Source organism: Mesorhizobium sp. L-8-10 (assembly GCF_016756635.1).
GTDB lineage: Bacteria > Pseudomonadota > Alphaproteobacteria > Rhizobiales > Rhizobiaceae.
On the sequence record NZ_AP023263.1, the window covers coordinates 3,325,620 to 3,350,687 of the forward strand.

Below are 25,068 nucleotides of genomic sequence, written 5' to 3' on the forward strand. Positions count from 1 at the left end.
GGGAGCAGCTGCCATGGCCATTCCTCCCTACAAGGCGCCTGCCCATGCATCCTATGACGTCGTCATCGTTGGCGGCGCGGTGATCGGATCCTCGACCGCCTACTGGCTCAGCCAGGAGCTGGGCACGCGCATGTCGATCCTCGTGGTCGAGCGCGACAGCAGCTATGAATTCTCGTCGACGGCGCTGTCCACCAGCGCCATCCGGCAGCAATATTCCAATCCGATCAACGTGAAGATCAGCCAGTTCGGCATCGAGATGATCCGGAGCTTTCCGGAGCGGATGGCGCCGTTCTTCGAGAACGAACCCGCGCCCGATCTCGGTTTCAGGGAACATGGCTACCTCTACTGCTGCTCGCCCGAAGGCGTGGAAGCGGCCAGGGCCCGCGTCGAGCTGCAGCGCAGCCTGGGCGCCCACACGGTGTTCCTCGAACCCGGTCCATTGAAGGATCGTTTCCCATGGCTCAACGTCGAGGACCTCGGCGGCGGCTCCTGGGGTGCGCGCGAAGAGGGCTGGTTCGATTCGATGGGCATGCTCAACGGCTTCCGCCGCGCCGCCCGCGCTTGCGGGGTCGAATATGTCGACAACGCAGTCACCGAGCTTCAGGTATCCGGCGGACGGGTCGTCGCCGCAAGGCTTGCGACCGGCGAGACCGTCGCCTGCGGGACGCTGATCGACGCGGCCGGTCCCCGCGCCCAACAGGTTGCCGCAATGGCGGGGCTTTCGATACCGGTCGCGCCGTACAAGCGCTACAGCTTCGTCTTTTCGAGCGCCACGCCGATCCCGGGCAGGATGCCGAACGTGATCGATCTGTCGGGCACTTTCGTGCGGCCGGAAGGAGAGCTGTTTCTCACAGGAAACACGCCCCTCGACGACGGCCCGGCCGACTACGACGATTTCGAGATGCATCACGAGGAATTCGACGAACGCATCTGGCCGGCGCTCTGGCATCGCATCCCCGCATTCGATGCCCTCAAGGTCCAGACGAGCTGGACCGGCCACTACGAGTACAACATGCTGGACCACAACGGCATCGTGGGCTTCCACCCGACCGTGACGAACTTCATGTTCGCCAACGGCTTTTCGGGGCACGGGCTGCAGCAGTCGCCGGCGGTCGGACGCGCCGTGTCGGAGCTGATCATCCACGGCGCCTTCCGGACGCTCGATCTGTCGCCCTTCAGCTACGAGCGGATACTTCGCAACGAGCCCTTCCTGGAGGAGGCCGTCATCTAGCTCCTCCCGCAACTGCGGGGAGCCACAACCATTCGCCCTCGGCGGCCGCGCGCTGGGCTCGTCGGAGAAGTTCCAGGAGGTGATCCTGCCGGTCGCCGACAAGCCAGGGCGCCGCCGTCCGCGCTTCGCGCGCGACGGTAGGTGCCGGCTATGCGCCGAACGACTGGCAGGTCGGCCAGACCGGCAAGGTGGTGGCGCCGGAGCTCTACATCGCGGTCGGCATTTCGGGCGCGATCCAGCATTCCGCCGGCATGAAGGATTCCAAGGTCGTCGTCGCCATCAACAAGGACGAGGAAGCGCCGAACTTCCAGGTTGCCGACTACGGTCTTGTCGGCGACCTCTTCACCATACTGCCGGAACTGAAAGGTCTCCTTGACGCCGGTATCGCGGCATGCGCGACCGGAGCTTCCCAACTGGGATCGCCGTTCACGTCCGGAGATCGGCGGCTGTGAAAACCATCCGATGAAAGAAATGATTCCCTGCCCGGTGCAGAACGGCTCGGCGAACTCGGCGCTGTGGCTGCACACGCCAGGCCCGTCCAGCAATGCCGGCGTGACCAACTTCACCCGCCAAACCTCCGGCAATCCCGGCGCGGTTCACTCTTCGTTTGTCCGCCCTGGCTGAGCCTGAGAACGCTCATGGCCCATCAAACTTAGCGCGCTACATCGTTCTTCAGCAGAGGAGAGCGAAAATGGGTTCAGATCTGAACAGGCACACACACGAATTCGTGGTCACGGATGTCCAGTTGGCCGACAACGAAACCGACGGAGGCGTAATGCTCATGCTCACGGATGCCCGCGGCGGCCGGGTACGGCTGCATCTAAATGGTGACATGGCCGAGTTGCTGCGCGAGAGGGTCGCATTTGCGCTGGACAGGATCACGGGACCGTAGCGCAGGCTATGGCCGCGCCCTGCGAATTGTCGCCTGCCGAGAAAGAACCGGGCTCGCGGAAGGCGTGGAGTGAGGATGGGCGGCGTGCTCCCGGCCAGGGCCTTCTTCCAGCGAGAGCGGGTTTTCGGCCGAATCGCTGCCGCGACGACCTCGCGTCCGTCGCCAATGGGCCTACGTAAAGGCCTTCCGCCACCCGAGCGGAATGGCAGATGGTTATGTCATTCTCCGAACGACCCAGAGCGACCGGCCCGTATGAGCGATTCCGGACACAAGTCGAAGGCGAGGATCGTCCTTGAGCCGCTCAGCTTCAGCCACATCAAGGAGCAGGATCTGCTGATCGGTCTCGTTCGCATTCGGTGTAATCCACCAGCGTCGATCCTCGCAGCAAAGCCCGGCTTGCGGATGCTCCTGGAGGTACTCGATTGCATATTCGGCGTTCACTTTGCTCGGTGCCGCATCGACGGACATTTGCTCTTCCTCCTCCGTCTGCGATAGCCCAGGGACTGTACTTGATTATGGCGCCTGTTCCAGCAAGAACCAGTTTGCCCGCCGCTATTCCGCCATTCTGCGTTTCCCGGGTTTGAAGCGTCGCGGGAATCCCAGACGGGGTTCCGATCAGAATCGGCCGAAGCAGTGATAGCCCGAGACAGTTTCGCTAGGCGGGACCGCTTCCGGCTCCCCACACGTCGCGGGAACGCCTGAGATGCCGCTCTATGATGGCAGCGGCACTCTCCGTGTCGCTCGCCGCGATCCGGTCCAGCAGTTCGAAATGTTCGGTCGCCGACTGGACAATATGCGATCTGGCGCCCGAATTCGCGAGGCCGAGAAGGCGGACCCGGTCTCGCAGCGACGCCACCAACTCGGTAAGGGGCTTGTTGCCCAGCAGTTCGATCAGGGAAATGTGGAACCGCCGATCCGCGTTGAGGTAGGCGATGAGATCCCCCTCCCGTGCGAACTGCCGGGCAGCGTTCGCGAGGTCGTAGAGTCCTTTCATCTGATTGGCGGTCGGTGAGCTTTTCGAGATTTCGCGGATGCTCGGCACTTCCAGAAGGAGCCGAATCTTGAACACGTCGTCGTGTTCCTTGGCAGTCATGATCACGACCTGGAAGCCGCGGTTGCGCACCGGCCGCAGCAGCCCTTCCTGAACCAGGTCCAGCAGCGCCTCGCGAACGGGCGTAGCCGAGACGTTGAGGTCGCTCGCGATCTTCGGAGCTGAATAGAGGGCGTCAGGCGCCATCTTTCCGCTAACGATCATGCCCCTGATAACTTCGCGCGCCTGCTCGCGGAAGCTCTGGTGCGACATCAGTTGAGGCAATTCGTCTTGGGTATCGGTCAATCTCAAAGCGCCCTCAATGGTCCGCGAGTGGTCCTCGTGCTCCGAAGTCGCCTCTATCTTGCCGGCAATCGATTGTCAGCGCAACTGTTGACGCGTCATATGTGATGTGTAATATATTACTCAACCAGTGCATTCATGGGAGGATACGAACTTGGCAATCGACAAGATTTTGATGATCGTTTCGGATACGGTGAGGGGGGACATGCTGGGTTACAACGGCGGTCACGTCCACACCCCGAATCTTGACCGTCTTGCCGCACGATCGATGGTGTTCGATCGCTACTATGCCTCGAGTTTTCCGACTGTGCCGGCGAGATACGACTACCTCACCGGCAAGGCTGCCTATGCGGGAAATGGCTGGGGTCCTCTGCCGAAGTCCGACATCTCGATCGTGTCGCAAATGACTTCCGCGGGCTACACGACCCTTGGAGTGGTCGACACGCCTTTCTATCAGGTCAATGGCTACAACTATGATCGCGGGTTCAACTATTTCTACGACATGAAGTCGCAACTGCTGGGGACACCGCAGTACAACGCCTATTCGGCACCGGGCGAGGACAAGGGACAGTCAAAAGGAAAGATGCCGCAATGGCCTATCACCGGAAAGGTGAGGCCCGACCACAGGTCAGGCGAAAGGGACTGCCCGGCACCGCTGACGATGATCCAGGCAGCAAAGTCGCTCGAAGAAATCTACCAGGACAAGTTCTTCGCGCTGGTCGACACTTGGGATCCGCACGAGCCATGGGATCCGCCCGCGTATTATATCAAGCGTTACCTGCCAGACTACAGCGGCGAGCGTGTCCATCCGCCCTACGGCAACATCAGCAAGCACGGACTGACCGATCGCGACGTGCAAGTCGCACGTGCCTGCTACGCGGGGGAGCTGGAACTCGTCGACCGCTGGATCGGCCATCTCCTCGAACAATTAGTCTATCTCGGGATTGAGGATTCGACCGCCGTCATCTTTGTGTCCGACCACGGCTTCCTGCTGGGCGAGCACGAACAGATGGGCAAGCTGGTTCGGCGCGCTCCGGGCGAGGCGACATGGATGCGCTCTCCACTCTACGAAGAGATCGCCAAGGTGCCGCTCATCATCCATGTGCCGGGCGCAAAGCCGGGCCGCACGAGCGAACTTGCCTGCGCGCTGGATATCGCGCCGACCCTGCTCGACATGGTCGGCCTGAAGCCGGGCGAGGGCGTCAACGGTCGGTCGCTGTTGCCGGCGGCGATGGGAGAGCCTTTCGTGGGCCGCGATCACATCCTGACCGCGCTGCCCTTCGCGAATCCGGGGGAGGGCGTCCTTGCAGTCGACGACCTGATGAGGACCGTCGTGGACTGGCAGCCGGTCACAATCACCACGCCGGAGTGGTCGCTTCTGTTTGCAACGCCGCGGGAACCGGTCGAACTCTATGATCTGCGCACCGACCCGAAACAACAGAACAACGTAGCCGCCGACAATCCACAGGTCGTCCAGCGGATGTTGGAGCTCTATGCCCAAAGCATGAGAACCGAGGGGGTGGAAGCCAAATACTGCAAACCGCGGCTCCCGGACCACTTCTGAACGGGGTCCAGAGAAAGGCAGCGGAACGCCCTGACCGGGGACTGTCAAGGTTTGACGCGCCGGCTTGGGAGGGCCGGATTCCAAGGGAGGAACAGATGTCTATCTACAGACTGAGTATGTATGCCATTTCCGCTGTCTTCGCAGCCATGGCCGCAACGGCGGCGTTTGCCGACTGGCCGGAAAGACCGATCGAACTCGTCATCGCATTCCCGCCCGGGAGTCACGCCGATGTTTCCGGGCGGCTGTTCCAGACGGCGATGAGCAAGGCGCTCGACGGGGCAACCATCGTGCCGCTCAACGTCCCGGGAGCAGGCGGCACCATCGGCACCGCGCAGGCTGCGGCGGCAGCACCCGACGGCTACACTGTGGCCTACAGCCCGGTGGCGACGGTGACGATCCAGCCACATCTGCGGCCATTGCCCTACGGCAAGGACAGCTTCATACCCATCTGCAAGATTTCAGACACGGCTACGGCCATTCTCGTCGCACCCGACAGCAAGTATAACTCGCTGGATGATCTGATGAAGGATGCAAAGGCCGGCGGCATGGTCGCCACCGGGCAGGCGGTCGGTTCACTTCCCCATATCGTCCAGGCGGCCGCGGCGAAGGCCTATGGCGTCGGGTTCGTCTATCTCCCCACCGATGGCGGCGCTGCTTCCGCCAAAGCGATTCTCGGCGGCGAAGCGGTCGTACAGGGCGATATCTACACCGCCGCGAACATCTATGGGACCAAGGCTCTCGCAGTCGCCAGTGCGGAGAGGCTGGCGGCTCTGCCCGACGTTCCCACGCTACGGGAACTCGGCCACGACATTCAGCTGAGCGTCTGGTTCGGTGCTTTCGTTCCGGCGGGGACACCCGATGCCATCGTCGAGAAGCTGTCGACGGCCTGCGCGGCGGCGCTGAGGGATGCGGATTTCGTCAAAGGCATGGAGACGCTCAACTACCAGATCAGCTATCTCGGCCGCGAAGACTTCGCGAAGTTCTTCAGCGACCAATACAAGCGCAACGCGTCGCTGCTGGCCGAGATCGGCCTGGTCAAGTGATCGCATTGCCCGGCTCGGAGATCGTACCGATGAACAGGTGGATCAACAGCGACGTGATACTTGGCTTGGCCTTCGGCCTCATCGGCTGCGTACTTCTGGTTTCCTGCTTTCAGCAGGCCGAGGGCTCCTTCGCGCTTGCGGGGGACATTCCGCCTTTTCTGGTGCCCCAGGTCTTCCTGACGATTTGGATCGTGCTGTCACTGGCGATCCTCGTCGCGGGTCTTCGCGGTCCATTTGTGCCGACGGCGGGCCGGGACTGGGCGACTATCGTGGCCATCGCGGTTCTTCTGACTGCCGCGACCTTGCTGCTGCAACCGTTGGGCTTCATGCTCGTCGCCCCGGTCGCGGTTTTCCTGACCTGCTGGTTGCTCGGGTTCCGGCGCCATCTGCTGAACGCCTTGGGGGCGGTGCTGGGAAGCGGAGCGCTCCATCTCGTTCTGACACGCGTCGCCGCGCTGCCGCTCCCGCGGGTTCCCGACTTTTGGTGAGACAGCCCGATGGACCTTGAAACGTTCCTTGGAGCGCTGTCGCATCTCGGCGACCCTCTGACCCTGATCGTCATGGTGATCGCGACATTCGTTGGGATCGTTGTCGGCGCGCTTCCGGGCCTGGGCACGGTGACCGCGCTTGCGATGGTTCTCCCCTTCACCTTTGCGCTCAGCGCCCCGCAGGCCATCGGAATGTTGCTCGCGATCTATGTGTCGTCGATCTTCGGAGGCGCAATTCCGGCGGTGTTGATCAATGTCCCGGGCACGCCGCAGTCAGCCGCCACCACCTTCGACGGCTATCCCATGGCACAGAAAGGGCATGCGGATGAGGCGCTCGGCTGGGTGACCATGGCCTCGACCATCGGAGGCCTGTTCTCCGGGCTGGTTCTGATCTTCGCGGCGCCCCAGCTTGCATCCCTTGCCATCCGCTTCGGCTCGATCGAGACGCTGGCGCTGATCATTTTCTCTCTGACGACCATCGCATGGGTCTCGAGCGGAAGCACGCTCAAGGGGCTTCTGGCGGGAGTAGTCGGACTGGTTCTGTCCACCGTCGGCATCGACAGCATGAGCGGAGTGGAGCGATTCACTTTTGGAAACTTCGCCCTCTCTGCCGGCCTCCACGCCGTACCGATCCTGATCGGATTGTTCGCGCTTTCCGAGGTCTTCATGTCCGCAGGCAAGAAAATGGTCGTTGCGGATGCCATTGACCACGCCGGCTTCAAGATTGCTCCCTTCACTGCGTGGTGGCGGCTGAAAAGGACGCTCCTGCGCAGTTCGCTGATCGGCACATTTCTGGGAGTTCTTCCCGGAATCGGAGCCACTGCCGCCAGTCTTTTGTCCTATTCCAGGGCGCGCGCCGCATCGCCCGTCCGAGACAGGTTCGGCACAGGCGAACCGGAAGGGCTGGTATCGTCGGAGGTTGCAAACAATGCGGTGACGGGCGGCGCGCTGGTCCCGACCCTGGCGCTGGGAATCCCGGGCGATGCGGCGACCGCTGTGATGATGGGGGCTTTGATCATCCATGGTGTGACCCCCGGCGTACAGCTTTTCGCACACAATCCCGATCTCATAGCCTTCATCTTCGTTGCCCTGCTCGCTGCCAATGTCATGATGTTCCTCGCAGGCGCTCTGACCACACGATTGTTCACGCGAATTCTCCGTATCCCGCACGCATTGATCATGGGTTTCGTCGTCGCGCTCGCTTTGGCGGGATCATTTGTTGTCCGCGCCAGCATCCTGGACGTCTGGATTGCCGTTGTCGCAGGCATGGTCGGGTTCCTGTTGCGCCTGGCCAACGTTCCGCTGGCTCCGATCGTCATCGGCTTCATCCTTGGACCCTCGTTGGAGACGAGCCTTCGGCAGGGACTGATCCTGACCCAGATGAATCCAGTCCGGTTCTTTGAACGTCCCATCGCTTCGCTGATCTTCGCCGTCACCTTCCTCGTCGTGTCCTGGCCCCTGATGAGGACCGTCGCACGCCGGCGAGAGATGCGCCGCGAACCGTGAGCCGGACCTGACGCACGGACGGCGGCGATCGACCGTTGGAAATTTTGAAAGATGACGGGAGTACGAAAACCGTGAGCATGGGAGAACGCCGACGCAGAGTGCTGGTTCTGGCGGGGGACGGCATCGGCCCGGAAGTCATGGGACAGGCCGTACGGATTATCGATTGGCTCAATGCGCGCCTCGACGCCGGTATCGAGACCGTGCCGGCCCTGCTCGGAGGATGCGCCTATGACAGACACGCGGTGCCGGTGACCGAAGAGACGGTCGACCTGGCGCGCTCCTGCGACGCGCTTCTGGTCGGGGCAGTCGGTGGCCCGAAATACGAAAGCGCGCCGTTCCGGCTTCGGCCCGAGCAGGGCCTGCTGCGGCTCCGCAAGGAATTCGATCTCTACGCGAATCTGCGGCCGATCACCTGCTTCGACGCGCTTGCGACACGGTCCACCCTCAAGCCTGAAGTGGTGGAAGGGCTTGATCTGGTCATCGTGCGCGAGCTTACGAGCGGCCTCTATTTCGGCGAACCGCGCGGCGTGTTCCCGAGCGAGACGGGGCGCAAGATCGGCATCAACACCCAACGCTATACGAGCGAAGAGATAGAACGGGTCGCCCGCTTCGCCTTCGAACTCGCGCGCAGTCGAGACAAGCGCCTTTGCTCGATGGACAAAGCGAACGTGATGGAAGCCGGAATGCTCTGGCGGGAAGAACTCCAGGACCTTCATGACGCTGAGTTCGCCGACGTCGACCTGACTCATATGTACGCCGACAACGGTGCCATGCAATTGGTCCGCAACCCTCGGCAATTCGATGTCATCGTTACCGACAACCTGTTCGGCGACATCCTTAGCGACGAGGCAGCGATGCTCACGGGTTCGCTTGGAATGCTGCCCTCCGCCTCGATCGGCGACAAGTCTTCTTCGGGTCGCTGGTTCGGATTGTATGAACCGGTGCATGGATCGGCGCCGGATATCGCGGGCAAGAACCTCGCAAATCCGATTGCGTGCATCCTCAGCGTTGCAATGGCGCTTCGCTATTCCCTTGATATGGCGAAGGGAGCGGAGCTGATCGAAGCCGCGATCAAGTCCACGCTCGCGCAAGGTGTCCGGACCGCCGATCTGCTACCGGCCAATTTCGGGATCCCCGTTACCACCGAAGGAATGGGCGACGCCATCCTCGCGGCGGCGGAAGACCAACTGGCGTTTTTGTGATCGCGCGGTCGCCATCGCCGCCCGGCAGAACGGAACGGCTGATGCGGCCTGCTCAGCGTCCGGCCGCCTGAAACCCCAACCCAAGGAACCTGCGTATGACGTTTCACCCCTTGCTGCCGGAACCCGGACATTGCTTCATATCGAACCGATGGGTGCCCCCCGCGTCCGGGAACCAGATCGGCCTCTACAACCCTTCCGATGGAACTGAGATCTGCGCAATCGCCGCCGGCGGCGCGGAGGACATCGAACGGGCCGTCGACGCCGCCGAAGCGGCACGTGCCGGCACTTGGGGAAAGCTCGCCAGTTTCGAGCGTGGCCGCATTCTCGCAAAAATCGGAGAGCTGGTGCTCGAACAGGCTGACGAACTGGCGAAGCTTGAAGCGCTCGACGTGGGCAAACCTCTCAAGCAGGCACGCGCGGATGCGGTGGCTCTCGCACGCTACATGGAATTCTATGCAGGCTCGGCCGACAAAGTGCACGGCACGACGATCCCCTATCTTGACGGATATACTGTCTATGCCTTGCGCGAACCGCACGGTGTCACCGGCCACATTATCCCCTGGAACTATCCGATGCAGATCATCGGACGTTCCGTGGGCGCAGCGCTTGCCATGGGGAATGCCGCCGTCCTGAAACCGGCGGAGGAGGCCTGCCTCACCGCGCTCGCCTTTGCGGAGATCGCCCGCCGGGCCGGGCTGCCAGATGGAGCGCTCAACGTGGTTCCCGGACTGGGCGCCGAGGCGGGCGCCGCTCTCTCGCGGCATCCCAGGATACACCATATTTCGTTCACCGGTTCGGTCGGCGTTGGAAAACTGATCCAGCAGGCGGCCGCGACCAACGTCGTGCCGGTCACGCTGGAACTTGGAGGCAAGTCGCCCCAGTTGGTCTTTGACGACGCGGACCTGGATGCCGCTCTTCCGTTCCTTGTGAACTCGGGCATTCAGAATGCGGGGCAGACCTGCTCCGCAGCCTCGCGCATCCTGGTGCATCGAAGCCGGTACGACGAACTGGTCGCCGCCATGAGCATTCGCTACGACGCGATGAAAGCAGGGCCGGCGATGGCCGATCTGGACCTGGGCCCACTTGTCTCGTCGCGGCAAAAGACCATCGTCGAGGACTTTCTGGCCATGGGGTCGGACCTCGACGTGGCCGCGCGCGGCACCGTTGTGGCCGGTGCGCCTGCCGGCGGCTCCTATGTCGCGCCGACGTTGTTCGCGGGCGTGCGGCCTGATCACGTCCTGGCACAGAGGGAAATCTTCGGGCCGGTTCAAGTGGTCATACCGTTCTCGGACGAGGAGGAGGCCGTCGCAATCGCGAACGGGACGGAGTTCGGCCTGGTCGCCTCCGTTTGGTCGCGTGACGGCGCTCGCCAGATGCGGCTGGCGCGGAAGCTGCGAGCGGGTCAGGTCTTCCTCAACAATTACGGGGCCGGCGGCGGCGTCGAACTTCCGTTCGGCGGCGTTCGGCTCTCCGGCCACGGACGCGAAAAGGGCTTCGAGGCACTTTTCGGCTTCTCGACCTTGAAAACCGTAGCAGCATATCACGGATAGGACATCACATGAGACTCGACGGAAAATCAGCCATCGTGACCGGCGGAGCATCCGGATTCGGGGCCGGGATAGTTCGCAAGTTTGCGAGCGAAGGCGCCAAGGTACTGATCGCCGATCTGAACATCGAACTGGCGAATGCCCTGGCCGTCGAACTCGGCGAGAGCGTGCAGGCGACGAGGACCAACGTGACGGCCCGCGGCGACGTCAAGGCGATGGCGGACGCCGCACTTGCCGCATTCGGACAGATCGACATCCTGGTCAACAATGCCGGTACGACGCATCTCCCCGCGCCAATGGACGAGATCAGCGAGGAAGATTTCGACAGGGTTCTCGCGGTCAACTGCAAGTCCGTCTTCCTGACCGCGCAAGAGATCGTCCCGCACATGAAGCGGCGTCGGGCGGGCGCAATCCTGAACGTTGCCTCCACCGCGGCGGTCAGCCCGCGGCCCAGGCTGAGCTGGTACAACGCCTCCAAGGGATGGATGACCAACGCGACCCGCGGTATGGCGATCGAGCTTGCCCCGGAAGGGGTGCGGGTCAATGCGATCAATCCGGTGGCCGGAGAGACACCGCTTCTGAAGATGTTCATGGGCGAGGATACTCCGGAAGTGCGTGCGAAGTTCCTGTCGACCATTCCGCTGGGCCGGTTCTCGACACCCGCGGACATGGGCAATGCGGCCTGTTACCTGTGCTCGGACGAGGCCAGCATGGTCACCGGGGTCTGCTTGGAGGTCGACGGCGGCCGCTGTATCTGAGGGGGCACGTGGCAGCCTTCGCCTGCATCCGCCCGCAGCCGCGGACGCGCCGCGTGTTGCCAGGAGCCGCTCCGGCCCTGGGCCATCCCGGAAGGAGCGCCAGCCAATGACCATTATGGACTCGTTTTCGCTGAAGAACAGAACCGCGCTGGTGACCGGCTCCGGCGCGGGGCTGGGACTGGAAATCGCACGTGCCCTTGCCCAGGCCGGAGCGCGCGTCTGGCTGAACGGACGATCGCCGTCGCGTCTGGCGCACCTGATCGACCAGCTCGGCTCCGAAGGCCTGGACGTTTCGACAAGCGCGTTCGACATCGCCGACGACGCCGAGCGCCGCAGCGCCGTCAAGGCCTTCGGGTCGGACACGCCGGACATCCTCGTGAACAATGTGGGCCTGCGCGATCGCAGATCGCTGTCGGAGATGAGCGACGATGATGTCCGACGTCTGATCGAGGTCGACTTGACGGCTTCGGCGCTGCTGACGAGGGATCTTGCAGAGAGCATGAAATCGCGAGGCTTTGGCCGCATCATCACAGTTACATCGATCGCCGGCGCGGTCGCCCGCCCGGGAAACACGGTCTACTCCGCGGCAAAGCAAGGGCTCACCGGTTTGATGCGCGCCCTCGCCGTCGAGTACGGACCCTTCGGCATCACCAGCAATGCGATCGCACCGGGGTTCTTCGCGACGGAGACCAACAGGGCGATGAGCGAAGACCCGGACGTGAACGAGTATCTCAAGCGCCGCGTGCCGCTGGGCCGCTGGGGCCAGCCGCACGAAATAGCCGGCGCTGCGGTTTTTCTTGCCAGCCAAGCTTCATCGTTCGTCAATGGTCATGTCCTGACCGTCGACGGCGGCATGACCATACAGATGTAGGCGAAGCCGACCTCGGGCGGGGCGGTCGGCGAAGTCAAAGCAAGCGCCGGATCTTCTCGATCAGCGCAGCGACCGGGGCCGGGAGCTGCATTCCTCTCAGCGTGACCAGAAATGCTTCGCGCCTGAGTTCCATCCACGGTTGATCGAGCGCGCATATGCCCGGCATGTCCTGGTCGGACAGCGAACTTCTCGTCATCAGCGCCATGTGATCGGTGCGGCGCAGAATTGCCAGGGTAGCAAACAGCGAACTGGTAAGGACGCTGGCTGAGGGCGGTGGCAGGCCGGCATTCCGGAACCGGCGGTGCAGTTCCCGACTCAACTTGGTGCTGGTGCGGGGAAAGACCCAGCGATAGGCGGCAAGATCGCTAAGCGCCTTTGGCGTGGCTTTTTGCAGCGGATGATCTTCCCGCGTGACGATCACGAGGTCGTCGACCAGCAAGCGCTTCCAGTTCAGGGCCGCGTCGAAGCCGGCCTCATCGGCCTCCGGCTGAATCCAGCCGAGCAGGGCAAAGTCGATCTCTCGGATCTTGACCCACTCAAACAATTCCTGGGTCGTGCCTTCGCGGATCGTGTAACGGATGCGCGGCTGCGAAACCTCCAACGCGCCGATCGCATCGGCAGTGATGCTCAAAAAGGCCGGACCGACACCCAGCGCCACGTGCCCGGTGACGCCCGCCCGCATGTCGGACACCAGGGCGATGGTTTCGTCCAGCCGCTCGACGACGTCCTCGGAGCGCCGGCGCAGCACATTCCCGGCCTCCGTCAGCGCTATGCCGCGCCCTTTTCGCACGTAGAGCTGGACATCGAGATCGTTCTGCAGCCGCGCCATCAGCCTAGACAGTGCGGGCTGCGTGAGGCCGAGGGTCTCGGCTGCGTGTGACAGGTTCAGATGCTCCGCAACGACCAGAAAGACCCGAAGTTGGCTGAGGTTCACACCATTACACCCGAGTTATGAATCTTGCCCAAGACTGGCATTGTTCCGATTTGGAGCATCTCTTCATAATGCCCCTGCGTATCGTAGATCCAGCCCGATTTTTGCAACGCCTCTAGCTGAGCGTCAAAACAAAATAGCGCAGAATCGTTATGGCTTGGAAAGCCGAGGCGCGACCGGCGGCGGGAGGTGCCGTCACCCGGCGGGCGTTTGGAACCGCCGGAAGAGCAAGAAGACTTGCCATCAACAGGGGAAAAAAATGGCGATCAGCAGAAGATCCTTCCTTTGGACCGGAACCTCGGCGCTCGGACTGGCTGCGGTTGGACTGACAGGTTCGGCGCTGGCGCAGGATGCGCCTCGTCGGGGTGGTGTCCTCGTGGTTGGCCTGACGACGAATCCGCCCAGCTTCGATCCGCACAAATCGGCCGCCTTCGCCACAACCGCCGTGACGGAGCATATCTTCGGCTGCCTGCTTCGCTGGGATCGGACGGGGACCAAGGTCGAGCCCGATCTGGCGCAAAGCTATGAGATCGTCGACGATCTGACCTACAAGTTCGTCCTGCGCGAAGGCGTCAAGTTCCACAATGGCGAGACGCTGCGCAGCTCGGACGTGAAATTTACTTTCGACCGCATTGCCAATCCGGATACCGCCTCGCCATGGCGTTCGCTCTATTCACCGATCAGTGCGATCGAGACGCCGGATGACCGGACCGTCATTTTTCGAATGTCCAAACCCTTCGCGCCGTTCCTGAACCTTCTGGCGACGGTCAAATACTCGGCGATCGTGTCGGAAGTTGACATCAAGCCCACCAATGAGGTGGTCGCCGGCAGCGCCGGGACCGGACCGTTCAAGTTCGTGAGCTTCCAGGCCAATTCCAATCTCGTTCTGACCCGCAACGACGACTACTACGAAGAGGGCCTGCCCTATCTCGACGGGCTGGAGCTCCGGATCATCCCCGATGAGGGAAGCCGTGTTGCCGCGCTGCGCAGCAATACCTGCCAATTGACGTCGGTCACCACCCCCGAGGTGGTGCAACAGATTGCCGGCCAGCCCGGCTTCGAGACCCCGGAGAGCCCGGCGAACATGCGCGTCGTACTGTTGCAGATCGACCAGCGCACCCCACCTTTCGACGATGTCCGGGTGCGGCGTGCGTTCAGCCTGGCCATGAACCGGCAGCAGATCGCGGATGTGGTGTGGCGGGGCCGGGCCGCGCCGACGGCCGCCATCCCGCCCGCACAGGCGCCATACGGCTTTCCGAGTGAGGAGGTTCCTGGTCTGCCCTACCAGACCGAGGATCTGGAGCAGGCCAAGGCCCTCCTGGCCGAGGCTGGCTATCCTGACGGTTTCGAGACAAAACTTGCAGTGTCGCCCGCGACATTCAGCGATGTGGCAGTCGCGCAGGTCGTGCAGCAACAGGTTGCCCGGGTTGGAATCCGTTTCGATATCGAGCAGATGGAATGGGGCAGCCTGGTCAAGACCTTACAGGGCACCCTGGCGCCGCTGGTCGTGGTGGGATTGATTCCGGCAGCCGATCCGGAAACCAACATGAATATCCGCCTCGCTTCCACTTCCTCGATCAATCCCGGCAAGACACCGGATCCCGAACTTGACGCGCTTTTCCTCAAGGGCAGCCAGACCGTCGACCCGGCTGCGCGCGTCGGCATCTACCGCGACATCCAGACGCGTATCGCCGATCAGGCCTATGCGATTTTCCCGGCTGCCTGCCCGATCAATTTCGAGCTGTGGCGTTCGGAGCTGAAGGGCTACTCGACGATGCCGACCGCGGCGCTCGTGATGCTGCGGCAATCCTGGCTGGCAAGCTGATCGGGCGATCGCGGACATGGGATCGTCGGTCCTGCTACGACGGCTGATGCTGGTTGTGCCGGTTCTGTTCGGCATGTCGGTGGTGAGTTTTCTGCTGATCCACCTCGTTCCCGGCGATGTCGTGACGGTCATCGCCGGCGCTGAGATCGCACCGGATTCGGAGGAAGCCCAAAACATCCGGCGCAGTCTGAACCTCGACAGGCCGCTTGTGACGCAATACCTGTTGTGGATCCTCGGCGTCGCGCAGGGCGATCTCGGACTTTCGCTGATCAGCAAGGTTCCGGTCTCGAAGGAAATCCTGTCGCATCTGCCGGTCACCCTGGTGCTCACGGTGATGGCGCTGGGCATTTCGGTCCTGATCGGCATACCGGCGGGGGTTCTCGCCGCCAGCAGGCGCGGCCGGATCTCCGACTTTCTCCTGCGCATAGCTTCGTTGGCCGGGATGGCGGTGCCGACCTTCTTCGCGAGCGTGACGGCCGTGCTGTTCTTTTCGCTCTTCGCGCCGGCCGTGCGGCTTTTCAACACCATCGACTTCGGCAGGGACGCGGTCGGTGCGGTTGCGACGCTGTTCCTGCCAGCCTGCGTGCTGGCGCTGTCCTCGGCCTCGACGATCATGCGCTACACGCGCGGCGCCATGCTGGAGGTCATGCGGGAGCAGTACATCCAGACCGCGCGCGCCAAGGGAGCAGGGCCGATGCGCATCCTGCTGCGCCACGGTCTGCGAACGGCGCTTCTGCCGGTAGTCACGGCTTCGGGTCTGATCGCAGCGCAGTTGATCTCCGGAGTTGTCGTCGTCGAGCAGGTCTTTGGCCTGCCCGGAATGGGGCAGCTCATGCTGAGCGCGATCAGCACCCGGGATTACACGCTGGTGCAAGGAACTGTCCTCGCCGTCGGCGCAATGGTGGTCCTGATCAACCTGGTCGTGGATCTGACCTACCATTTTCTGGATCCGAGGATCTGATCGATGTCTGAGCAATCCCGGATGGCGCGACGGTCGGAATTGTCCGCTGGTGCCATGATCGGTGCCTTTCGCCGACAGAACGCGCTCGTCAGGATCGGCAGCCTCATGCTCGTCGCCGTGCTGGTGTCAGCGCTTGCCGGGCCGCTCGTCTTGCCCTTCGGGCCGACTGACATGGTCGCGATGTCGTTGCAGCCGCCGAGCGCCGCGAACCTTCTCGGGACCGACCTGCTCGGGCGGGATGTGCTGGCCCGGACGCTGGACGCCACCCGGACCTCGCTGACCGTAGCCTTCTGTGCAATGGCCCTGTCGCTGGTCGCAGGGGCGGCGTGGGGCATGGTGGCCGGGTACAACGTTGGCTCGGTCGATACGGCGTTGATGCGGGTTCTCGACGTTCTTCAGGCGTTTCCGCCGCTCCTGCTGGCCGTGGCGCTGGTCGCCATGCTGGGAACCAGCACGTCAAATCTGATATTGACGATGTCGATCCTGTTCGTGCCGCAATTCGCGCGCGTCGCCCGTTCGGCCACGCTGCTGTTGCGCCGGCGGCAGTTCGTGCTGGCGGCGGAAGTTCTTGGCGTGTCTTCTACGCGCAACCTGCTGACCCATGTACTGCCCAACATCTCGACGCCGCTGATCATCGAGTCGACTTCGGTCATCACCGCGGCGCTGCTGACCGAATCGGCGCTGTCGTTTCTGGGCATGGGCATCCAGCCGCCAACACCGACCTGGGGCGGGATGATCGCTGAATCGACTTCCGTCATGACCCGGGCGCCATGGCTGGTCCTGGCGCCAGGGTCCGCGATCGTTCTGGTCGTGCTGGCATTCCTTCTGCTGGGCGATGGGCTCCGCGACAAATTCGATCCGAAGACGGGTAGCTGAAAATGACAGATGCCGAAGATATCCATTGGCTGCCCGCCTGGCGCCTGCGCGAGCTGGTGGTCAGCCGGAAGACGAGCGCCGAAGAGATCACCGCGCGATTGCTCGAGCGGATCAGCCGTCTCGACAGGCGTATCAACGCCTTCCTGACACTGGCCGGCGACGTCGCGATCGCCGAGGCGCGGGCGGTGGATCGGGCGATCGCCGAGGGGAGGACACCCGGCCCCCTTGCAGGCGTGCCGGTAACGATCAAGGATCAGTTCTTTACCAAGGGGCTTCGCACGACCGGCGGCTCCAAGGTGTTCGAAGACCACATTCCCGAAGAAGACAGCGTCTATGTCGCGCGCATCCGGGCAGCCGGCGGAGTGATCCTCGGAAAGACCAACACGCCGGAATTCGGCATGTACTGGCGCACCGTCGGGCTGATTTCCGGCGAATGCCGTAATCCCTGGGAACATCGGCGCACCGCAGGCGGGTCAAGCGGCGGCGCAGCGGCGGCGCTGGCGATGGGTTTCGGCCCGCTCGCGCTCGGCAGCGACGCCGGTGGCTCGATACGGCTTCCCTCGGCGCAGTGCGGCATCTTCGGCATGCTGCCGAGCTTCGGCCGCGTGCCCCGGCATGGCGGGTTCGGGTCGACGATGTTCTTCTCTTCGATCGGCCCGATGGCGCGCGACGTAAGAGACGCGGCGACGCTGCTTCAGGTTCTGGCCGGCCCGATGCCCCAGGATCCTTTCTGCCGCACCGATGCGCCGCCCGACTATCTGGCCGCGCTCGATGCGGGCATAAAAGGCGTCCGGGTCGCCTGGTGGGACAATACAGTTGCCGAAGGGTTCTCGGCTCCGGAGGTCCTGAGCGTGGTGCGCGCGTCGGCGGAAATGATCGGAACCTTCGGCGCGCGACTGGCCCCCGAACCGCTGCGGCTCGACACCGACGGAGTGGACGAGGCCTGGCGCATACTGGACTTCGTCGACCGGCGCGCCAATCTTGGCGAGGAACTGGAGCGCGACCCGTTGAGGTTCGCGCAGCTTACGCCCTATGCGCAGACCCGTTTCGAATGGGCCGCGGGCGTATCCGGGACCGAATACTCGCGCGCGATCCTGCGCCGCGCCAGGTTCATCCGCAGCCTGGAAGCGGCGTTCGGCGACTATGACCTGCTTCTGGCCCCGACTATCGGCATCACCGCCCCGGTGATCGAGACGGACAACATGACCCAGCGCATCCCGGCACTGGTGTCCTACACATTGCCTATCAATTTCGCGGGCTACTGCGCCGCCAGCGTGCCCTGCGGTTTCGTCGGCGGGCTTCCGGTCGGCCTGCAGATCATCGGGCGTCCCAACGAGGAGGCGCTCGTCCTGAGGGCGGCGCGCCAGTTCGAGCTCACCTTTCCCTGGCGGGACATGCATCCGCCCGAACATCTGGAAGCCGCGTGATGGTCGCGGCGCCGGAACTCCTGCGGGTCGAGAATCTGCGCACCTATTTCCACTCGTCCGGCTCGGCGACGCGTGCCGTGGACGGCGTCAGCCTGTCCATCGGCGCCGGCCGGATATTGGGCGTGGTTGGCGAATCCGGATCCGGCAAGAGCGTGACCGGAGCTTCGATCATGGGACTGATCCAGCATCCCGGGCGGATCGAACCCGGAAGCCGCATCCTGTTCCGCGGGCGCGACCTGGCCACCGAGGACGAGCGCAGCTTGCGCGAACTGCGGGGCAACGAGATCGCGATGATCTTTCAGGAACCGATGACCTCGCTGAACCCGGTGTTGACCGCCGGTGCCCAGATCGCCGAGAACATCCGCCTGCACCGGAGGGTTGGTCGGCGCGAGGTCCGCGACCGCGCGATCGAACTGATGCGGCTCGTCGGCATTCCCTCGCCGGAACGGCGCGTCGACGACTATCCGCACCAGCTTTCCGGCGGCATGCGTCAACGGATCATGATCGCCATGGCGCTGGCCTGCGATCCCGCACTGCTGATCGCGGACGAGCCGACCACCGCGCTCGACGTGACGATCCAGGCGCAGATTCTCGATCTGATCCTGAGGCTGCGTGAGGAACTGGGGATGGCGGTCATGTTCATTACCCACGACTTCGGCGTCGTCGCGGAGATCTGCGACGACGTCGTGGTCATGTATGGCGGTCAGGTGGTCGAGGAAGGACCGGTCGCCGCCGTCATGACCGAACCGCGGCATCCCTATACGCGAGGCCTGATGGACTGCATTCCGCGGCTGGGAATGCGCCGAGACGAGCGGTTGAACTCGATCCCTGGCATCGTGCCGAGTCCGAAGGCCTGGCCGAGGGGCTGCCGCTTCGCAAACCGCTGCCAGCACGCCCTCGATCGCTGCGTGACCGAGGCGCCGCCGCATTTCGTCGTCGGTGCGCAGCGGGCAGCCTGTTGGCTGGCCGAAGCACGGCAGGCTGCCGCCCCAGCGCGGATTGGAGGCGCGGATGCTTGAGCCGTTGTTGACGCTGCGCGGCGTGACCAAGCATTTTCTGATCGGCCGCGGCAAGGTCGTCCAGGCTGTGGATGGCTTGGACCTCGACGTCCACGAGGGAGAGACGCTCGGCCTCGTCGGCGAATCCGGTTGCGGCAAGTCGACCGCGGCGCAGTTGATCGTCGGGTTGCACCGGGCCGACCGGGGCAGGGTGATCTTTGCCGGCGAGGACGTCGCCGGATTGAGCGGCCGCGAGCGCAAATCCGTGCGCAGGCAGATGCAGTATATTTTCCAGGACCCCAACGACTCCCTCGATCCGCGTATGCGCGTGCGCAACATCATCGGAGAGGGTCTTGTGGCGCGGGGCGGCATGGGGCGGGCGGAGCGCGACGCGCTGATCCGCGAAACGCTCGAGAAGGTGGGGCTGCGGCCCGATGCGATGGAGCGGTTTCCACATGAATTCTCCGGCGGGCAGCGGCAACGCATCGGCATTGCGCGTGCGCTGGTGCTGCGGCCGCGGCTCGTGGTCGCGGACGAGCCGATCTCGGCGCTGGACGTCTCAGTGCAGTCCCAGATACTCAACCTCATGGGCGATCTGCAGCGCGAACTCGGTCTGACTTATGTCTTCGTTGCCCACAACCTGGCCGCCGTCGGCTATGTCAGCGACCGCATCGCCGTCATGTATCTGGGTCGGATCGTTGAGATCGGCGAGACCGCCAGCGTCCTGCATGCGCCCCGCCATCCCTATACGCAGGCGCTGCTGTCGGCGATTCCCGACCCGGATGTCAGAGCAGCGAAGAAGGCGCGCATCGTCTTGCAGGGCGACGTCCCGAGTCCGATCGATCCGCCCTCCGGTTGCCGGTTCCGCACCCGCTGTCCGATGGCGCAGCAGGTCTGCTCCGAACGCGTGCCGGAACTCCGACCAGTCGCGGCAGAGGACCGCCGGGCGCACCGGACGGCCTGCCATTTCGTCGCTTCCGCGTCATGAGGCATCGTGCGACGGGAGCAGCAAACGGTGACGGGAAAGACTGAACGAGTGAACCCCCTCTGGACCCTGACAGCCACAGAAATCGCTGCGCTGGTGCGTGGAAGACAGGTGTCCGCGCGGGAGGTGGCTTCGGCGGCGCTGGCCAGGCTGGACGCCGTGAACCCCGCCATCAATGCGGTCGTCGCCTGCCGCCCCGGCGAAGTTCTGGCTGCCGCCGACGCGACGGATGCCCGCATCGCGGCGGGCGGCGATCCCGGGCCCCTGGCAGGGGTGCCGGTGACGATCAAGGTCAACATCGATCAGAAGGGCCACGCGACCACGAACGGACTTCGCGCCAACAGGGATCTGGTCGCCGATGGCAACAGCCCGGTGGTGGACAATCTCCGCGTCGCGGGCGCGACCATCCTGGGGCGCACGAACACGCCCGCCTTCTCGATGCGCTGGTTTACCGACAACCAGTTGCACGGCAGGACGCTCAACCCTCGCGACGCGTCGGTCACGCCTGGCGGGTCCTCCGGCGGCGCCGCAGCGGCCGTGGCGGCGGGGATCGGGCCGATCGCGCATGGCAACGATATCGGCGGCTCGCTGCGCTATCCCGCCTATGCCTGCGGCGTGCACGGCCTGCGGCCGACGCCGGGCCGCATCGCGGCCTTCAACGGCACGGCACCGACGGAACCTTCCATCGGCGCGCAGTTGATGTCGGTTCAAGGTCCGATAGCCCGGTGCATGAGCGACCTGCGCCTTGCGCTCGCCGCCATGAGTGCGCCCGACGCGCGCGATCCCTGGTGGGTGCCGGCGCCGCTCGGCGGCCCGGACTTTCCCCGAAGGGCGGCACTCTGTGTCCGGCCGGACGGCCTCGAGACTGAGCCCGAGGTCGAAGCGGCGCTGCGAGCGGCTTCGGCACGATTGGTCGACGACGGCTGGCAGGTGGACGAAGTCGACGCTTTGCCGCCGCTGCGCGAAATGGTCTCCCTCCAGCTCATCCTCATGTTTGGCGGCGACGACATCCGCGCGGTGCGGTCCGCGGTCTATCGTGAGGGCGATCCGGGCGCCATCAATACGATCGAGCGCGTGGTCTCGAAGCTGAAGGATGGTCCCTCGCTCGCCGACGTTTCATCGGCGTTCCGCCTGCGCGCGGCGGCCTTGCGGAAATGGCTGCAGTACCTCGAAACCTGGCCCGCGGTGCTGATGCCGGTGTCGTCCCGCCCGCCGCTTCCCCAGGACTTCGACCTGCAAGGCCTGCACAACGGCAACCTCACTTCCGAAGCGCAGTTGACGCAGGTCTCCCTGCCGGTTCTGGGCTTGCCGGCCCTTGCCGTTGCGGTGCGCGATCCCGAAAAGATACCCAGCGGCGTTCAGGTCGTCGCCAGCCGCTTTCGCGAAGACATACTGCTTGCGGCAGGGCACAGCATCACCGGTCAAGACACTCCCATACTGCCCGTCACGCCATTTGACGCGTGAATTGAAGGGGATGAATCCCTCCGCCTGGCGACGACGCGGACGGTGGAACGGGTCTGCTTGCGGAGTTACCGGAAGGAGTATCGAGTTGGCACCGGGGTGTCATAGTACGACCGCCCCGCGGCAGAACCGCATTCCCAACAAAAACCTCGAATGGAATTGGAATCGGAGGATGCGCCCTTCGTGCGCACCGACAGTGCCGGATGATCCTACATTTTTCGCAGGATAACCGTCAAATGCCACAGCTCGAACGCGAACTCCGAGAGGCGGGTCTGGTACAAATCGTGCAGTCGCCTGTAGAACTCGTCGGCCAGTCCATCTTCGCTTTGGGGACCCGTGGCGGAGGGAGCAAGCAATTGGGTACGCAACGTCGAGTCGGCGAAGGCACGAATGTATCCCGTGTAGGCGTTCGCATATTTCTCGGGATCAGAGCTCAGTCCGGCGAAGAAGTCTGTCGGATTGTGCGGTGCCGGGGTGACCTCGATCGTCACGATTTCAAAGGAAAGGAGCAAATCGTCGTCGCCCTCGATCGGCGAGCGCGCTTCCTCTGCCGTCGGAAACCAGAGCGAAAAGACAAAGCCGTCGAGGACGTCCGCATCGATCAGACCATCACGTGCCATGCTCTCGGCGACAACCTGAAGCGCCCGATAAATGCCCCGACCGGATGCCGCCGCGCCGTTGCGTTCGGCGCCGTCGGGGATCGAGCCGAGAGTGGAGACGAACAGGAATCCGCCCGGCTTCAGTTCCCTTGCCCTCAGGCGAAGGAAATTCATCCAGTCGCGCCGGGCAAGCTCAGCCATTTCCTGTCTTGCGTCACCCTGAAGGTCGGCAAACCAGACCGTGCCCGGAGACTGCAGCCTGACGGCACGGCTGAGCCAGTGGCTTGCTGCAAAGCAGGTTGCCAGATCGACAGAACTGTCGTCGGCCATTCGCTCGTAAAACGATCCGATCGACGCCTCGGTTCGCACGTTGTCGATGCCGGCATGGTAGCCCGTCGGACCATAGACAAGCCCAAACAATGCGTTCCAGTCATTTCCAGGCTGATCCGCGTGGCAGACCACCAGCGGAGCGTCGTGAAAGCGGGCACGAAACACCTCCAATGCAGGCCGCACCGCGATGATCGCGCTCGTTCCGGGCCCGCACCCATAGTCCATCACCCGCATTTCGCGGCCGCCACGACCAACCTGCCGTGCCAACTCGCGAATTCGGGCATCGTGGCTCGAGATGATGCTCTGCTGAGCGGAGGAATGCCTGTCGTAGTCTACCATGCGCTCAGTCGATTTGCGCGTTTCCAACGAGTGCTTGGGCATTGGCAGTCCTTGTGCGGTTGCTGACGCGATGCGGTCGCAGAAAAGCCGCCATGGCAAGGATGGGCGCCCGTCTGACACTTGGTGGCCTTGCAGACCCTTCGAATGATGCAGGCGTCAGCTCATGCTATGACCCAGCCAGCGAGCCTCCTCCCGAAAAACCGAGTTCCACCTCTCGGCGCCGAAATTCAGATGAGCGACGGATATTCCGGCTTGTAGACATGGGCGCGGATGAACGCGACCATGTCGTCCGGACGGCCGACACGGGCAAGGCCTGAATCGAATACGAGCTTTGCCACCCGCGCCGCGGTCTGTATCTCGGTCTCCAGGATGTTCGACTGCAGCGGGTAAAGCAGCCCCTGGTTCAGAAGTTCCGCAGGCACCTGGTCGGCGACCGCGCGCGCGGCCTCGATGAACATCTCGTCTGAGACTCGGCTGGCCTGGGTGGCGAAGATCGCCATCCCGACCGCGGGGAAAATGTAGAAGTTGTTGGCCTGTCCCGGCAGGAAGGTGGTTCCGGCGAGGTGGACCGGCGGAAACTGCACGCCCGCGGCGTAGATCGCTTTGCCTCCTGACCAGGCATAGGCCTGCTCGGCGGTACATTCGGCATGTTCGGTGGGGTTTGAAAGAGCCAGTATCACCGGCCGCTCGTTGATCGTCGATAGCGTCTCTACCACCGCCTGGGTAAAGGCACCGCCGACGGTGCTGACGCCGATGATCGTTGTCGGCTTGATACTCCGGATAGCCTCAAGGAAATCGGCCGTCGGGGCATGCGGATGCGCATATGGCCGCTGGAAGTCCACGAGGTCGGTGCGGGTCGATTCGAGCAATCCCTTGACGTCGAACATGTGCACGCGCGACTGCGCGTCCTGAAGCGACATCCCTTCCTGCGCCAATGCTGAGCAGAGCAAGTTGGCAAGGCCAATTCCGGCGGACCCTGCGCCAAGGAACAGGTACTTCTCGTCGCCAAGCTTGCTGCCCTTGAGCTTCGCAGCGTTGATCATACCCGCCAGCGTTATGCCGGCCGTTCCCTGCACATCGTCATTGTAGACACAAAATTTGTCGCGATAGCGCTGCAGCAGATGCACCGCATCGACGCCGGTCCAGTCCTCGAAATGGATACAGCATTTGGGGAACACATCCTGCACGGCCTGGACGAATTCGTCCACGAAGGAATAGAGGTCTTCGGTCGCGGGGCGCGCTTTGCGCAGGCCGAGATAGAGTGGATCGGAAAGGTATTGCTGGTTGTTCGTACCGGCGTCGAGATACATCGGCAGGAGGTACTGGGGCGGCACGCCAGCCGCGGCTGTGTAGAGTTGCAGCTTGCCGATCGGAATACCCATGCCATTGGCGCCGAGGTCGCCCAAACCGAGGATGCGGCCTCCGTCCGTGACGCAGATGAACCGAACGTCCTTCTGCGGCCAGTTCCGCAGAACGTCTTTGACCTTGCCGCGCCGCTCGATCGAGAGATACATGCCACGCGCTTGGCGATATATGTGGCCGAATTTCAGGCAGGCCTCGCCGATGGTCGGGTCGTAGATGATCGGCAGGAACCGGGCCGGGTCAGACATGATGGTCCGGTAGAATAGCGTTTCGTCGTGGTCGAGCAGATTGACGAGGTGGATGTAGCGCTCCAGGTCGGTGTTCTTGTGGCCGAGTTGCATCAACACGCGCTTGAGCTGGATGTCTTCGGTTTCGGTGACGTCAGGTACCAGCCCGACAAGGCCCAGCGCCTGCCGCTCGGCTTCGGTGAAGGCCGTGGACTTGTTGAGCGACGCGTTCTGAAGCAGTTCCATACCGCGCATGCCGGTTGCCATTGGGACGGTCTCCTTCTTGGGTCGGAATCTGACCGATGGGCGAAA

General features: G+C 63.4%; 22 protein-coding genes and 2 pseudogenes. 19 read left to right on the forward strand and 5 right to left on the reverse strand.

Annotation, left to right across the window (positions count from 1 at the left end):
• Positions 1–13: 13 nt before the first annotated feature.
• The 4 genes and pseudogenes from JN280_RS15415 (at position 14) to JN280_RS15430 (ending at position 2,123) form a co-directional block, all read left to right on the forward strand.
• Positions 14–1,231: an NAD(P)/FAD-dependent oxidoreductase gene (locus tag JN280_RS15415; protein ID WP_202313309.1), complete on the forward strand. Its 1,218-nt coding sequence runs from the start codon at positions 14–16 to the stop codon at positions 1,229–1,231.
• Positions 1,232–1,271: 40 nt separating this feature from the next.
• Positions 1,272–1,605, forward strand: a pseudogene (locus JN280_RS15420) (electron transfer flavoprotein subunit alpha/FixB family protein); the annotation flags it as partial.
• An 88-nt stretch (positions 1,606–1,693) separates the two neighbouring features.
• Positions 1,694–1,855, forward strand: a complete 162-nt coding sequence (locus tag JN280_RS15425; protein WP_202313311.1) for a hypothetical protein — start codon at positions 1,694–1,696, stop codon at positions 1,853–1,855.
• Between the two features lie 67 nt (positions 1,856–1,922).
• Positions 1,923–2,123 (forward strand): hypothetical protein, encoded by a 201-nt coding sequence (locus tag JN280_RS15430; protein ID WP_202313313.1) that lies wholly within the window; start codon positions 1,923–1,925, stop codon positions 2,121–2,123.
• A 213-nt stretch (positions 2,124–2,336) separates the two neighbouring features.
• On the opposite strand, the gene JN280_RS15435 is transcribed toward JN280_RS15430, so the two are convergent.
• A complete protein-coding gene (locus JN280_RS15435) occupies positions 2,337–2,591 on the reverse strand; it encodes a hypothetical protein (protein WP_202313314.1) in 255 nt (84 codons plus the stop codon).
• A 187-nt stretch (positions 2,592–2,778) separates the two neighbouring features.
• On the reverse strand, positions 2,779–3,459 hold the full coding sequence (locus tag JN280_RS15440; RefSeq protein ID WP_202313315.1) for a GntR family transcriptional regulator: 681 nt from the start codon (positions 3,457–3,459) through the stop codon (positions 2,779–2,781).
• A gap of 151 nt (positions 3,460–3,610) precedes the next feature.
• Here JN280_RS15440 and JN280_RS15445 point away from each other — a divergent pair, with 151 nt between their 5' ends.
• The 8 genes from JN280_RS15445 (at position 3,611) to JN280_RS15480 (ending at position 12,435) form a co-directional block, all read left to right on the forward strand.
• Positions 3,611–5,020, forward strand: coding sequence for a sulfatase (locus tag JN280_RS15445; RefSeq protein WP_202313316.1), 1,410 nt, complete (start codon positions 3,611–3,613; stop codon positions 5,018–5,020).
• A 95-nt stretch (positions 5,021–5,115) separates the two neighbouring features.
• Entirely contained in the window at positions 5,116–6,063 is a 948-nt protein-coding gene (locus JN280_RS15450) for a tripartite tricarboxylate transporter substrate binding protein (RefSeq protein ID WP_202313317.1), read from the forward strand.
• 29 nt (positions 6,064–6,092) lie between these two features.
• Positions 6,093–6,551, forward strand: a complete 459-nt coding sequence (locus JN280_RS15455) for a tripartite tricarboxylate transporter TctB family protein (RefSeq protein ID WP_202313318.1) — start codon at positions 6,093–6,095, stop codon at positions 6,549–6,551.
• 9 nt (positions 6,552–6,560) lie between these two features.
• On the forward strand, positions 6,561–8,057 hold the full coding sequence (locus tag JN280_RS15460; RefSeq protein ID WP_202313319.1) for a tripartite tricarboxylate transporter permease: 1,497 nt from the start codon (positions 6,561–6,563) through the stop codon (positions 8,055–8,057).
• 77 nt (positions 8,058–8,134) lie between these two features.
• Complete coding sequence (gene leuB / locus JN280_RS15465) at positions 8,135–9,259, forward strand: 3-isopropylmalate dehydrogenase (protein WP_202314790.1); 1,125 nt, start codon at positions 8,135–8,137, stop codon at positions 9,257–9,259.
• Positions 9,260–9,354: 95 nt separating this feature from the next.
• Complete coding sequence (locus JN280_RS15470; RefSeq protein ID WP_202313320.1) at positions 9,355–10,809, forward strand: aldehyde dehydrogenase family protein; 1,455 nt, start codon at positions 9,355–9,357, stop codon at positions 10,807–10,809.
• Between the two features lie 8 nt (positions 10,810–10,817).
• Positions 10,818–11,564: an SDR family oxidoreductase gene (locus JN280_RS15475; RefSeq protein ID WP_202313321.1), complete on the forward strand. Its 747-nt coding sequence runs from the start codon at positions 10,818–10,820 to the stop codon at positions 11,562–11,564.
• A gap of 106 nt (positions 11,565–11,670) precedes the next feature.
• Positions 11,671–12,435, forward strand: a complete 765-nt coding sequence (locus JN280_RS15480) for an SDR family oxidoreductase (RefSeq protein ID WP_202313323.1) — start codon at positions 11,671–11,673, stop codon at positions 12,433–12,435.
• Positions 12,436–12,469: 34 nt separating this feature from the next.
• Here the strand turns inward: JN280_RS15480 and JN280_RS15485 are convergent, their stop codons facing one another.
• Positions 12,470–13,369, reverse strand: coding sequence for a LysR family transcriptional regulator (locus tag JN280_RS15485; RefSeq protein WP_202313325.1), 900 nt, complete (start codon positions 13,367–13,369; stop codon positions 12,470–12,472).
• Between the two features lie 40 nt (positions 13,370–13,409).
• On the opposite strand from JN280_RS15485, the gene JN280_RS15490 reads away from it, so the two are divergent.
• From JN280_RS15490 to JN280_RS15520, 7 genes are all read left to right on the forward strand, one after another.
• Positions 13,410–15,191: an ABC transporter substrate-binding protein gene (locus JN280_RS15490; RefSeq protein ID WP_202313326.1), complete on the forward strand. Its 1,782-nt coding sequence runs from the start codon at positions 13,410–13,412 to the stop codon at positions 15,189–15,191.
• 16 nt (positions 15,192–15,207) lie between these two features.
• Positions 15,208–16,152, forward strand: a complete 945-nt coding sequence (locus JN280_RS15495; RefSeq protein ID WP_202313327.1) for an ABC transporter permease — start codon at positions 15,208–15,210, stop codon at positions 16,150–16,152.
• Between the two features lie 105 nt (positions 16,153–16,257).
• Positions 16,258–17,028 carry an ABC transporter permease gene (locus JN280_RS15500; RefSeq protein ID WP_202313328.1) on the forward strand — a complete coding sequence of 257 codons (771 nt, stop codon included), beginning with the start codon at positions 16,258–16,260 and terminating at the stop codon, positions 17,026–17,028.
• 2 nt (positions 17,029–17,030) lie between these two features.
• A complete protein-coding gene (locus tag JN280_RS15505) occupies positions 17,031–18,455 on the forward strand; it encodes an amidase (RefSeq protein ID WP_202313329.1) in 1,425 nt (474 codons plus the stop codon).
• Entirely contained in the window at positions 18,455–19,474 is a 1,020-nt protein-coding gene (locus tag JN280_RS15510) for an ABC transporter ATP-binding protein (RefSeq protein WP_202313330.1), read from the forward strand. Before JN280_RS15505 ends, JN280_RS15510 begins: the two co-directional genes overlap by 1 nt.
• Positions 19,467–20,441, forward strand: coding sequence for an ABC transporter ATP-binding protein (locus JN280_RS15515; RefSeq protein WP_202313331.1), 975 nt, complete (start codon positions 19,467–19,469; stop codon positions 20,439–20,441). The genes JN280_RS15510 and JN280_RS15515 overlap by 8 nt, the downstream gene beginning before the upstream one ends.
• Before the next feature lie 48 nt (positions 20,442–20,489).
• Positions 20,490–21,902, forward strand: coding sequence for an amidase family protein (locus JN280_RS15520; protein WP_202313332.1), 1,413 nt, complete (start codon positions 20,490–20,492; stop codon positions 21,900–21,902).
• A gap of 206 nt (positions 21,903–22,108) precedes the next feature.
• On the opposite strand, the gene JN280_RS15525 is transcribed toward JN280_RS15520, so the two are convergent.
• Both JN280_RS15525 and JN280_RS15530 read right to left on the reverse strand, forming a co-directional pair.
• On the reverse strand, positions 22,109–23,209 hold the full coding sequence (locus JN280_RS15525) for a hypothetical protein (RefSeq protein WP_202313333.1): 1,101 nt from the start codon (positions 23,207–23,209) through the stop codon (positions 22,109–22,111).
• Positions 23,210–23,394: 185 nt separating this feature from the next.
• A pseudogene (locus JN280_RS15530) lies at positions 23,395–25,026 on the reverse strand (NAD-dependent malic enzyme); the annotation flags it as partial.
• Positions 25,027–25,068 lie beyond the last annotated feature (42 nt).